A 12,677-nucleotide genomic window follows, 5' to 3' on the forward strand; every position below is an offset into this window, starting at 1 on the left:
GGGTATCGGAGTCAACACGATCTGTGACGCCCCCTCACCTGCTGCGACACCGGAGACGCTCTCCCTGACACGCCTATCAATGAACCTTGCCGATTCCTCCCTGTCCTCACCGATACTCGACTACCTCAGATTCCTGCACGCCAAATACGCGACGCTCGATGAAGGCGCTGTCGCCACCTACATCCCAGAACTAGCCAAGGCCGATCCCTCCCTATTTGGTATATGCCTGGTAACTGCTGACGGGCAGATCTACGAGGTCGGCGACAGCCAGCACCATTTCACCATCCAGTCCATCTCCAAGCCCTTCGTCTACGGCATGGCCCTGGAGGACAAGACCCGCACGGAGGTGTTTACCAAGATTGGAGTGGAACCCACAGGCGAGGCCTTCAACGCCATCAGCCTAGAGCCAGGTACTGGTCGGCCCCGCAATCCGATGATCAACGCGGGCGCGATTGCTGCCGCAGGCCAGATCGCGGGCAAGTCCCAGAACACTCGCCTGCAGCGGATTCTCGACACATTCTCCCTTTATGCAGGCCGGGAGGTGGAGCTCGACTCCAGCGTCTATCAGTCAGAGAGCGACACTGGGCACCGCAACCGGGCCATCGGCTACATGCTGCGAAATTTCGACATCCTGACTGAGGACCCCCTGCCCGTGGTCGATCTCTATTTCAAGCAGTGCTCCCTTTCCGTGACATGTCGTGATCTGGCGATCATGGGCGCCACGCTGGCAAATCACGGCGTGAACCCCGTGACGGGAAGGCGCGCCATCCGGGGCGAGTATGTGGAAAGCGTACTCAGCGTGATGGCCTCCTGCGGCATGTATGACTACGCAGGTGAGTGGATCTATCGCGTCGGCATGCCAGCAAAGAGCGGCGTCGCAGGCGGTATTGTTGCAGTGCTTCCCGGCCAGCTGGGGATCGGTATTTACTCGCCTCCCCTGGACGTGCGAGGCAACAGCGTCCGGGGCATCAAAGTATGCGACGATCTCTCACGACACTTTGACCTTCACCTGTTCAACTCCCCACACACCAGCTCCTCTGTGGTGCGACTCGAGTTCAACGGATCCGAAGTGAATTCCAGCCGGGTTCGTACCCTGGAAGAAGCCAGCCTGCTGCGCACGGCAGGCCGCTCCATCCTGGTCCTGCAATTGCAGGGAAATCTGGTCTTCTCGACTGCCGAGGTGGTGGTGCGGGAGGCGATGAAAGACCTGGGCAACCGGCGCTTCATCATCCTGGACTTGAAGCGGACTCTCGTGGTGAATGAAAGCACCTGCCGCCTCTTCCACCAGTTGCTCCTGAAGCTGGCCTCATCCGGCATCAAGCTGATCTTCACCCACATCTTCCGCGCCCCCATGCTGCGGCGCTACATGAAGGCCAAGCTTGGCGAGAACTGGACCACGATGTTCCACTTCTTCGACGACAACGATCCTGCCCTGGAGTGGTGCGAGAACCACCTGCTGGCAGAGTTGCAGCCCAACCATCCGGTCGAAGCCTCCGCCACGCACTCTGAGTACGACATGCTCGAAGGGCTGAAACCTGATGAAGTGTCGATCGTCTCCCGCCTTTTTGTCAGGCAGCAGTACCGCAAGGGCAGCGTCGTCGTCAACGCAGGGGATGCCGCCCGGGAGCTCTTCGTGCTCGCCCGCGGCACAGTGAGTGTCACCGTCACGCTGGCCAGCGGCATGCAGAAGCGCCTGGCTACCTTCTCCCCTGGCATGGCTTTCGGCGAGATGGCGCTCCTGGATGAGTCTCCCCGCTCTGCCGTGGTCATGGCTGACACCGATGTCGAATGTGACCTGCTGCCCATCGAAGCCTTCGAGAAGCTGGAGGACACACACCCCCACATCAAGATCGTGCTTCTGCGCAATCTGGCGCGACACCTCTCCACCAAGCTGCGCAAAGCAAACCGGGAGGTCAGTATTTTTGACTACTGAACCAGAAAAAAATTCTCGCACGAAACCCGGCAGATTCCACGTTGTGAGAGCCGCATGAAACTGCCCGCGTTCCTCCCCAACCTTGCCGCCGCCCTGGCGATCGTCACCACGTTCATCAATCCCGCCTTTGCCGCCCCGGATGACACCTGGCAGCCCGAGCCGGGATTTGCCAGCCTCTTCAACGGCAAGGACCTGAGCGGATGGAACGACCCCAAAAAGGGCGAAAACTTCGACGGCAAAACCGCCTCCGGCGACGGTCGCTACTCTGCCGCCGGCGGTGTACTTACCGTGAACCCACCCAAAGACGTGCCCCGGCTCGTCCAGCAGATCTACACCGTGAAGGAGTTCCCCAAGGACTTCGTGCTCAAGCTGGAGTTCCGCGCGTCGGTCAATGCCGATAGCGGCATCTTCCTGCGGAAGCCCCAGCTTCAGTGCCGTGATTACCTGGTGGCCGGCCCCTACAAGGAGCTGAAGCAATACAAGGCCCAGGACTGGAATCAGATCGTGGTGACCGTGAAAGACGGCGTTGCCCACTGCACCTGCAATGGTGAAGTTCTCGAGGCCGCCCTGGCCCTGCCCCCCACCGGTCCCATCGGCCTTGAAGGCGATCGCGGCACCATGGAATACCGCCACATTCAGCTGAAGGAGCTGTAGTTCTATCCAGCCTTTGCTCGCGGCTACGATGATGCTTTCGGCTGGAGCCGGTCCGGCACATTGTTGTTGTCGCGATCAAACGGCAACGCATCCTCCAGATTCCCCAGCCCATCTTCATCAGCATCTTCGCCTGGACGCAACCAGACGCCGGATTCAGGAAACGACTCTCCCTGCAGTTGCAATGCCCGCCAGAGATGCTGCACCGCCTCGGCACGCTGCAAAGTCCGCCCCTTGTTGTCGAGCAATCCCCGGGAAACTGGCAGCCCCAGCCGGGTCAACCAATCATGCAGGGTGCCCGACGTGGCGACTTCATCCGGACGAAACTTCTCCGCTGTAGGCTGAAAGTCGCCCCAGGTGACCATCGCCTCGATGAAAGAACGATCCGCGTCATCCTTCGCCACATCCTGATAAAGTGGTTGCTCCCGGGACGGCCACGCCTTGGCAACCACACTTGCACGATGCAGCTTCGCCAGAGCTCTCGCGAGCTCACGCCGCGTCAGGATCTTTCCCGGCTGAAAAAAGACACTCTCCACCTCTGGTGTCCAGACGCCGCGTAGCGTCAAGGCGTTGGCGGCCTCAAAGAAGTCTTGATCCGGATCCACATCGTGCCAGGGCCAGATCAACACACCCGGTCCTCCGGAGCCGCGCAGAAGCTTCATCTGAAGCTCCCGCACACTTGCCAGGTCTCCCGCCACGGCCCGCGGTTGTTTCCCATCCCGAAGGCAAAGCCACGCGAGCGTCCCTCCCGCCTGGCCCACATGCATCATCTGTCCGTGCAATCGCAGGGCTGACTGCACCACACTGCTCACGCCGATGTTTTTCCCGCCTCCGATCAAGCCATCCATGGTGATCGGGACCAGACCACGCAGAGGAAACAACGCACGATCAGTATCCGTGTGCCAGCCCCGGGTCGGAGTGTGAACAAACTGCCAGGGGCCATTGCGATCCTCCGTGAGGTATTTTCGCCGGGTGGGATGGAAGTCGATGTTGAACTGGAAGCCGAACACTCCGTCAGTAGGCAGCACGCGTGCCCACTTGGGCTCCTTCTCGTTCGTACGGATGTCCTGCTCCCTGAGCATGCTGAGGGCCTCCAGCCGCAATCCCTCACGCACGTAGGGTTTGGGCGGCAGCCGGTCCGCTGTGCCGAATTCGTTGGTCAGGGCCATGTAGCGAAATGACTGGGGGAAATCCCCCACCCGGTCATGCACCGCCGTCTGCAGATGGTGCAGCACCCCCAAGGCATGCTGCCGGGCATCGTCGAAAATGATCCGCCTCTGAGCGGGGGTGAGGTCCACGATGTTTTTCCTCGATGCCCCGGCCTCGCTTCGCTCCAGAGCATCCACCACCCGCTGCGGCAGCTGGCACAGCGGATAGTCCTGCACGGGATAGTTCAGAAATGTGGCCTCCGTTCCTGGTGCGAAGCCGTTGTGCCAGCGGTCCACCAGCCGTCGGTGAGTGTAGGGGCTGTTGCCGCTGGGGCTGTACATGCCAGCGCTCATATCGCTGTCCACCCACGGGGCCAGTTTGTCTAGAGCGGCAAAAGAACGCGGATCATACGAGGCAGGTCTCGGCCCCACCGCTGGCTTGCCCCCGGTCTCCCGCAACACCACACACCAGGAAAGCGGATTCATTTCTTGTGATCCTGCCTCATCAAACGCCTCGGGGGCACTGGGCTCACCAAACCGGGATTTGAGATCAGGGCCAGCTCCGTACTTGGCCCCACTTAGTCGAATCACATCCCCCCAATCGCTGGCATCCAGGGTCAATTTCGCAGTGATGCGCAATCGATCATGCCCCGCTGCAACGGGTCCAAACTCCACCCCTACTACCGCCCCATCCTGCACCTGCACTTTGACGGGTTCCCAGCCACGCTCGATGCGCAGCACTCCGCTCTGCACGTAGGGTTTCACCAGTCCTTCAAACAACTCCGCAGCAGCGGCCGGTTCAATCGTGTCTGTCCCGCAGAATGCGTTGCCAGGAGTGGCCTTGCCGTACTTGGCGCTGTTGTGAGCCTGGATGCGACGCACCATCTCCAGAAACAAACCACTGCGCGGGAAGTTGACCCGCCGGCCCTCCACCATCGTCCACTCATCCAGACAGCCCACTCCCTCCGCACTGAACTGCCCACCCAGCCAGTCGATGTCATTCACCAGCACCACCTTCTTCACCCCCAGCCTCGCGGCCTGCACAGCGGCCGCACAGGCAGATTCGTTGCCGCCGACAATGAGCAGATCAGCGTCCAGATCGGCAGCGCCGCACAGGGGGCCCCATGTCGCGACGCTGGCGAGTACGGCCAAGAAGGGATGCAAACGGAGTGACGCCATGACGGGATAGATTTCGGGTTCGGACAGCTTGACCAAAACAGCACCAATTTCGCCGCTCTATCATTTCGTTTGTCATTTCAAACCATGTTTGTGATATAAAACAACATGAGCACCCGGCCGAAGCGGAAAGCAAATTCACAGTCTGCGGGCAAAAGCCTCCAGGAGATTGATCCATCTCTGACAGCCCTCGCCCGCTACCGGGTTCCTATTCTTGACCGTACCCTGGACTTCATTGAACTGCTGGCCAGGCAGCCTGAAGGGTTGACCCTTACTGGGCTGACAGACGGGCTCAAGATTCCCAAAAACACCGTCTTCAGGATCGCCTCCACCCTGGCGCTCCGCGGTTATCTGGAAAGGGATGAAGAAAGCAAGTCCTACCGGATCAGCCGCAAAATCCTGGCCCTCGGCCATACCGCTCTCGGAGGGGACCGGCTCCTACAGGTCTCGGATCCCGTGCTGGTATCTCTCCGCAATGCCACCGGGGAAACAGCCCTGATCGGCACCTTGGCCGGCAGCCATGGCGTCGTCCTGGATCAGGTCCCCTCCCTCCATCCCGTGAAGGTGGTGGTGGAGTTGGGTCATGCCTTTCCCCTCCACTCTGCTGCACCGGCAAAGGCCATGCTGGCGTTTCTGGATCCATTGTCCCTTGCCCGCCTGGAGTCACATCTGACTTTTGTGCGTTTCACCCCCCATACGATCACCACCCAGACAGAGTACGCCAGAGCCCTCCAAGAGGTGCGGACCGTCGGCTACGCCCTGGATCAGGGGGAAGAAAGTGAGTCCTTTCGGTGCGCCGCAGCACCCGTATTCGATCACCACGGTCATCCCGTCGCCGCCCTCTGGATCAGCGGACCTGTGGACCGGCTCTCGCCCACGGCTCTCCTCCAGGCGGCGGAGGCAGTCAAGGAACACGCCTCCAGACTCACCAGCCGGCTTGGAGGATCTTTCCCGGCTGCTTGCGCATGAAACCTGCCCCAAAAAGAGAAAAGGGTGATGCCCCTTGAGGCATCACCCTAAATCTTGTGTTCAGCTTGGTGCTGGACAGTTGCCGGTGTGATTACCAGCGATCGCCGCCACGGCTTCCGCCGCCGCCGCCGTAACCACCACCACCGCCGCCGCTACGACGGTCGCCACGGCCACCGCCGCCGCCGCCGTAACCACCACCACCACCGCCGCCGCCGTAGCCGCCGCCGCCGCCTTTGCGACCACCACCGCCACCGCCGCCGCCGTAACCACCACCGCCACCACCGGAATAGGAGGGGCGCTCCTCACGGGGGCGAGCCTCATTCACGGTCAGCGCACGGCCCATCCACTCAAGGCCGTTGAGACCCTTGATAGCGGCGTCCATTGCCTCCTTCGTGTCCATTGCCACAAAGGCAAAGCCACGTGGGCGGCCCGTGTCACGATCCGTGGGAAGGCTAACTTCCGTCACGCTGCCGTACTGGGAGAAAAGTTCACGGACATCTTGCTCCGTGGCGCTCCAGGCCAGGTTGCCAACATACATCTTCGTATTCATCTTGTACCATCTGCTCGGACCGACTGCTGCATCTTCGACTGTTCCCGACCGTCGGGTTTCAAATCACCACTGAATACAAAGACTCACCTGATGACCTGCCATGCCTTGAATTGGACAGGTGTTCTCGCTAGAGGCAGAAGACTATCACAGGTTCTCTAAAATGGAAACAGGAAGTTTTGCTATTCCGCGAAAAGTGTTCATCCCCAAGCTCAAATAGCGGCCAAACCCCATGAAATCTTCCTGCTTTGATTATCCAACCCTCAGAAAAACTACGCCCTCCCTCACTGCTTCACGAGCTTGAAACCCTGGTTCATCATGCGCACCAGGGCTTCCACATCAAAGGTCAGCCGTAGGTGCAGGGGTGAGACAAGCAAAAGGAGAGTGGGCAGGCAATGTTTTCTCACCCCACCCTCCTCCGATTTGTCGTTGGCGTACTGTGGCCCGCCCACCCTACAGGAACAGGGAGAGCCACTACTCCCCCAGAAATCTGACCGGCTTCTCATAGATGGCCAGGACGATGCAGCCCGCATCGCTTCTCACCTCGTGGCTGGTCCCCGGCGGATGGATCCGGAGCGTGCCCGCTTCGATCTTCCCTTGATGATCCCACTGGCTGCCGGCCAGCACCAGAATGTGCTCATAGCCTTCATGCACATGCTCGGGAATATGGGCCGCCTTGCGAAACCTCAGCAACGCGGCCGTGGGTCCAGTGATGCCGTCTCCATAGAGACGGTAGATTTCCACGCCATCGCGAAAGGGCTTCCAAGGCACCGATTCAGGATGCTGGGCAATGTTAAACAGGTCCGGTAGTTCGACGAGAGGAAAAGGAGGAGGAGAAGCGGAGGGAATCACGCGTGCAGGGAGGGTTTGAATGGCACTGCAAGGTTAGGTCGGGTTCTGCCTCCTTTTCGTCTCCAGAGTCCCAAACTGCAACTCCAGGACACATCGTCACGAAAAGGCCAGAAAGCGGATTTGCACTGGCCTGCTGCGGGCTCACCTCCGCAACTGGCTGTCATGCAGCACCGCCTTCTGGCAATTGGCACTTACCCAACACAACCAAACTAACTAGACTGACTGACTGAAAAGAATTTCAAGGTGAGATGAATGCTCATCTTCTGGAGCGGTACCCGGCGCTGCAGCCACACAAGTCCTTGGGGCTGCAGCGTCCGGGCAGCGGGGCGACGGGTGCCACGCCACCGGAGTGACACAAGGTCAAGCCGGGGTGGCAGCCTCCCCAAGTTCTTCTTCCTCCTCGCCGTGGGCGGCGGGCAGAGGCTCGGTCGTGGCGTACTTGGCGCAGCCAAAGAGCACTCCAGCGACCAATAGATAAGTGAGGGCCATGACGGGTGACTCGGCGATGCCGATCTTCTCCCCGTGCATCAACCCAAAGAAGGTGAGTACGCCACCGGTCACTGCAAAGGCACCCGCCTTCACGAAGCTGCGGTCAATGATGAACACCGCGATGGCGGGCAGAATGACGCCGCTCAAGATGGCACCGCCGCCCATCACTTCCAGCCCATGGTAGAGCACGCCCACCTGGCCGAGCTTGTCCAGTCCCACAGCAGCCGCATTCGTTCCGGCAGCGCCCAGGCTGTTGTCGATCAGCATCTTGCCCCAGGCCGCGAGATGCGGTGTGAGTGCAAGGATGATGGCCGGAGCATGACGTTTGGGCGTCTCCTGGAAAGCCTGGGCCCCAATCAGCATGCCGATGTACAGGAGGATCGGCGAGATGGCGACGATCGGGATGAGTGAAGACATCAAGGAAACAATCCCAAAGGTACAGAACAGGATCACAACCACACCCGTGGCGGCTGAGTAGCCGATGCGCCCTCCCATCGATTTCCAGCCGGGATGGCCAATGTAAACCGCGTTGATGAAGGGATTCCCCAGGCAGCAACCGATGAGGCTGATGACGCCGTCTGCCGTAAGCACCCGGGTAGTGGGAAACTCATCCCCTGCCACCGCCGCGCTCTCCACATTGTCGAGCGCCTCCACGAGGTCGTAGATGCCGAAGGGAATGGCCGTGACCAGGATGACCCCCAGAAACTCAAACCCGGAGAAGATGTGACCGAAAGCCGGCAATGGGATGGAGAAGCCGAAGCTGCTGAAGGACTGGCTGAGCTTGTCCAGGCTCATGCCGCCATAGTTGGCGCCAAACAGATTCGATCCCCAGGCGATAAGGCTGCCCACCGCGATGGCGATGAGCCCCGCCGGAATGCCCTTGAAGTAGCGCACTCCGCCGAACCAGCTAAGCAGAATGATCGCAAAGCAGACCACACCGATGATCGGCGTCATGAACATTTCCACCGCCGGGCGCATGGAGATGAAGCTGATGGACACACCGGCCAGTGTGCCGAGCAGGGCGGCACGAGGGGTGATCTTGCGAATGATCGGGGCGATGAAACCACCGATCATGAGCACAAAGCTCTGGATAAACACCCACGTGAGGCCAGCCTCCCAGCCCTTGATCGGGTCCCCCGTCTTCAAGGAGATGGGCAGCATGATGACAAAGACGACCACAAACATGTGCGGCACGCTGGTGCCAGACGGCAGTGCACAGACGTCAGAACGCCCCGTTTTGAGAGCCAGCTTGTAGGCCAGCCACGCATAGTACACCGTGCTCAGGCAGAGCATCAGCCCCGTGGCGGGGAGAATGCGGCCGAAGACAATGTCATCAGGCATCTTCAAGACATAGCGCAACAGTGCGGTGAGGGTGAGAAGGTTGACCAGGATGTTGGTCCCGAATCCGAAAAAGGCATTCCAGTCACCTGGAACCCATATCTTGGGCTTGCTAAGGGAGGGAGTGGTCATGACTGCAGTTGTTATTTGAGTTTCATGCGTTGTTGATCGAGAGAGTCGAAACTGGCAGAGAAGCCGTCAGGCAATGGCCGCCACAATCGCGGGAGAGCTGGTGACCCAGCCGAAGATGCCGCCCTGGGCCTTGATCATCTTGAGCCCCATCTCCTGGAACTCCGGGAAATAGGAGCCAACACAATCCTCCGGCACCAGGCATTCGTAGCCGCGGTCATTGGCCTCACGCACCGTGGTGTTCACGCAGACCTCCGTGGTGACCCCGGTCACCACCAGCTGGGTGATGCCTTTGTTCTGCAGGATGGCGTGCAGGTCGGTGGCGAAGAAGGCCCCCTTCCCCGGCTTGTCGATGACGGGCTCATCCGGCAAAGGATAGAGTTCAGCGATGATGTCGTGCCCCGGCTCGCCTCGCACGAGGATCCGCCCCATGGGCCCCGGGTCACCGATGGTCTTTTCACTTTTGCCACGTACCTTCTTGGCCGGAGGCAGATCCGTCAGATCTGGACGGTGACCCTCCCGCGTGTGCAGCACCTGAAGCCCCGCTCCGCGCCAGGCGGCAAGGAGCGACTTGTTGGGCTCGATGGTGCGGCGGAGCTGCGAGACATCGTTGCCCAGCATCTCGCCAAATCCCCCGGGTTCAAGGAAATCCCGCTGCATGTCGATGATGAGCAGGGCACACTGGTCCGGTTTGAGCTCGAAGGCGTAAGGTTCCGCGTCAATGCTGGCTGAAGGGGTGCTCATGGGCTGGATGGATGGTCCGGGAGGATGAGATGGAGAAGGAGGCTCCACGGCGGGTACAGCGGAGACCTCCCCGCCATGAAGCCAAGCATTTGCCGCGCCGGGACGGCTTAGAAGAAGATGGAGATGCCGCCGTGGAACTGGACGAGGTCCTCACGATGCTCGTTGGGAGTGAGCACCTTGTTGCCATCCAGAAGGCCCTGGTTATCCAGGTGGTAGTATTTCACCCCGGCATAAGCCGTCCAAAACCCCAGGTCTTTGGGAACAAAGGTCAACGGTACGCTCACTTTCATACCGGTGGAGAAGACTGCCAGCCCGGAGCCGCCTGGGGAGCCATCCATCTGCTGGTAGAACTCGTCGCCCACCAGGTTGATGGAGGTCGGGAACTCAAAGGTGAGGTTCTTCAGCTTGAACGAGGGCTTGATCCCGATCGTGAAGTAGAAGGAACTATCAGAGGTGCTGGTGTCAAAGACGACCGTGGCTTTCTCATCCAGCTCCTGCCAGAAGGCGATCCAGGGATTCAGGGCAAACTTGCCCAGGTACTTGGAGTCATCGAAGGACAGCTTGGCTTCGAAGTGCGTGGAGGTCGGGTAGGAATCCACCATGCTCTCGAAGGAGGTGAAGGTGGTGTCCAAAGTGAACCCGCCAGCGAACTTGAAGGTCAGACCCAGAATGGGATCGAACTCATTCCAATAGCCTGGGTCGGCTCCAGACTCATGCGTGTGGATGGAACTCCACACCCCGGTGGTCAGCGTCACATCCGTGAGGAACCCTGCATCCTTGTCGGAGTAAAGGTTCCAGAACACCAGAAACAGGGGCTGGAAGATGACGCCCTCATTCTCCACATTCAGGCCGCGAGGCGTGATGTAGTGGTCGGAGATGTCGAGCTGGAACAGGGCATGCACCCAAGGCTCCTCGGGAGCAGGAGTGATGGCTGCCACGGGTGCCTTGGCAGACGGTTCGCCAGCCATGGCAGGAGCGGAGAGCCCCAGACAGGCCCCGAGCGACGCGGTCGCAAGCAGGGCACGAAGACAAACGGGAGTCGATGCTTTCATAGGGAGTGTTGTTGTTGGCAGGTCCGCAACTGGCGGACGACTGCGAGCCATGTTTGAGCACTGGGGATGCCAACCCAGCTCCACAAGACTCAACCCACTCATCCTGAATACGTAACAAACTTATGGAATAAACTTGAACCCAAATCCACACACCATTCCCTGTTGCAGTCAGCGACACTTGCAACACCCCGCCCTCCCCCCGTTGCCGGACCCCACGGGACAAATGCCACCTGATTGCGATCACCATTGGACAATTGCCAGTTCCCCTGCACCATGGGGGATGTCAGCTCTTACCGTCCAACCCCGCTCCCGCCTCTTTCACGGGCACGAGTGGGTCTATGCTAGTGATGTCAAAGGAACCATCGGAAATCCCGCACCAGGGGATGTGGTCACCCTCAGAGACGTCAAAGGACGGTCCCTGGGCAGCGCTATCTACAACCCCAAGTCACAGATTGTAGCCCGGCGCTTTTCCTTCCGCCGCCAGGACTTGGACGAGGACTTCTTCGTGCGCCGCATCGAGCGCGCACTTGCCTTCCGCAAAACCCTCCCGATCGACCAGGAGCTCTGCCGTTTGGTGTGGAGCGAATCCGACGGCCTGCCAGGCGTGATCGTGGACCGCTACGGCGATCACTTGGTGATGCAGACCCTCACCATGGCGATGTCCATGCGCCAGGACCTCATCGCGAACGCGCTCAAGGAGCTCCTCAAGCCCAAGAGCATCATCGCCCGCAACGACGCCCCAGTGCGCAAGGCGGAAGGTCTGGAACTGGAGAAGACGCTTCTTCACGGCCAGGCACCCAAGCCTTTCTCCATCAAGACGGGCAAGCTCCACTTCCAGGTGGACCTTTACGAAGGTCAGAAAACGGGCCTTTATCTCGATCAGCTCGACAACTACACAAAGGTGGCCCGCTATGCCAAGGGACGCCGCGTCCTGGACTGCTTCACGAACCAGGGCGGCTTTGCCCAGGCTTGTGCCGTCGCTGGCGCCTCTGAAGTGGTCGCCGTGGACATTAGCGAGAGCGCCGTCAACATGGCGCTGCAGAACGCCCGCTCCGCTGGCGTCGCTCTTGGGGCGCGCACGGAGAACGTGTTCGACTTCCTCAAGACGGCAGAAAAGAACGGCAACACCTACGATCTCATTATCCTGGATCCGCCGAGCTTTACCAAGACGAAGCAGTCCCTCCATGATGCCCTGCGTGGCTACAAGGAGATCCACCTTCGCGCCCTCCAGATGTTGGAGCCCGGCGGCATCCTCTCCACCTTCAGCTGCTCCCACCACGTCGGAGCGGGCGACTTCCGCGCCATGATCAATGCCGCAGCGGTGGATGCCAAGCGCTCCCTGCGTCTGCTGGATGTGCACAGCCAGCGCGCTGACCACCCCATCATCACCGGCATTCCGGAAACGGAGTATCTCCGGGGCTACACCCTCGAGGTTATGGGGGGCTGGTAGTCTCCTCTGGAACGGCGCAGCGGGGTGGGTTGGATTGTAGCAAACAACACACCCCGGCGCGCTCACGTTTTCGACGGCGCATCACGCTCATCATCAAGGCCGCCGTCAGAAGCATCGCCCGCGACGGCTCCGGCACTTGGTCAAACCTCAGATTGTCGATCGCGATATCGACGGCAGACGACGTTCCCGTGCCGCCAAT

Annotated in this window: 11 protein-coding genes; 4 read left to right on the forward strand and 7 right to left on the reverse strand. The window is 60.1% G+C overall.

What is annotated here, in order from left to right:
* Positions 1-79: 79 nt before the first annotated feature.
* Positions 80-1,933 carry a glutaminase A gene (glsA, locus tag BV034_RS21275; RefSeq protein ID WP_050028995.1) on the forward strand — a complete coding sequence of 618 codons (1,854 nt, stop codon included), beginning with the start codon at positions 80-82 and terminating at the stop codon, positions 1,931-1,933.
* 54 nt (positions 1,934-1,987) lie between these two features.
* Complete coding sequence (locus BV034_RS21280; RefSeq protein WP_050028996.1) at positions 1,988-2,587, forward strand: DUF1080 domain-containing protein; 600 nt, start codon at positions 1,988-1,990, stop codon at positions 2,585-2,587.
* Positions 2,588-2,610: 23 nt separating this feature from the next.
* On the opposite strand, the gene BV034_RS21285 is transcribed toward BV034_RS21280, so the two are convergent.
* A complete protein-coding gene (locus BV034_RS21285; RefSeq protein ID WP_050029005.1) occupies positions 2,611-4,911 on the reverse strand; it encodes an FAD-dependent oxidoreductase in 2,301 nt (766 codons plus the stop codon).
* A 105-nt stretch (positions 4,912-5,016) separates the two neighbouring features.
* Here BV034_RS21285 and BV034_RS21290 point away from each other — a divergent pair, with 105 nt between their 5' ends.
* Positions 5,017-5,877, forward strand: a complete 861-nt coding sequence (locus BV034_RS21290) for an IclR family transcriptional regulator (protein WP_050028997.1) — start codon at positions 5,017-5,019, stop codon at positions 5,875-5,877.
* A gap of 91 nt (positions 5,878-5,968) precedes the next feature.
* On the opposite strand, the gene BV034_RS21295 is transcribed toward BV034_RS21290, so the two are convergent.
* The 5 genes from BV034_RS21295 to BV034_RS21315 form a co-directional block, all read right to left on the reverse strand.
* Positions 5,969-6,427, reverse strand: a complete 459-nt coding sequence (locus tag BV034_RS21295) for an RNA-binding protein (RefSeq protein ID WP_050028998.1) — start codon at positions 6,425-6,427, stop codon at positions 5,969-5,971.
* A gap of 471 nt (positions 6,428-6,898) precedes the next feature.
* The gene (locus BV034_RS21300; protein ID WP_265593289.1) at positions 6,899-7,276 is read right to left on the reverse strand and encodes a cupin domain-containing protein; all 378 of its coding nucleotides are present in this window, start codon (positions 7,274-7,276) and stop codon (positions 6,899-6,901) included.
* A gap of 360 nt (positions 7,277-7,636) precedes the next feature.
* Positions 7,637-9,235 (reverse strand): hypothetical protein, encoded by a 1,599-nt coding sequence (locus tag BV034_RS21305; protein ID WP_050028999.1) that lies wholly within the window; start codon positions 9,233-9,235, stop codon positions 7,637-7,639.
* A 66-nt stretch (positions 9,236-9,301) separates the two neighbouring features.
* A complete protein-coding gene (locus BV034_RS21310) occupies positions 9,302-9,976 on the reverse strand; it encodes a cysteine hydrolase (protein ID WP_050029000.1) in 675 nt (224 codons plus the stop codon).
* 107 nt (positions 9,977-10,083) lie between these two features.
* A complete protein-coding gene (locus BV034_RS21315) occupies positions 10,084-11,028 on the reverse strand; it encodes a hypothetical protein (protein WP_265593290.1) in 945 nt (314 codons plus the stop codon).
* 280 nt (positions 11,029-11,308) lie between these two features.
* On the opposite strand from BV034_RS21315, the gene BV034_RS21320 reads away from it, so the two are divergent.
* Positions 11,309-12,478 carry a class I SAM-dependent rRNA methyltransferase gene (locus BV034_RS21320; RefSeq protein WP_050029002.1) on the forward strand — a complete coding sequence of 390 codons (1,170 nt, stop codon included), beginning with the start codon at positions 11,309-11,311 and terminating at the stop codon, positions 12,476-12,478.
* Here the strand turns inward: BV034_RS21320 and BV034_RS35105 are convergent.
* Positions 12,462-12,677, reverse strand: a 216-nt coding sequence (locus tag BV034_RS35105) for a PEP-CTERM sorting domain-containing protein (protein ID WP_265593291.1), incomplete at its 5' end; no start/stop codon positions are given. The genes BV034_RS21320 and BV034_RS35105 overlap by 17 nt on opposite strands.

Origin of the sequence: Verrucomicrobium sp. BvORR034 (assembly GCF_000739635.1) — a bacterium.
GTDB lineage: Bacteria > Verrucomicrobiota > Verrucomicrobiia > Verrucomicrobiales > Verrucomicrobiaceae > Verrucomicrobium.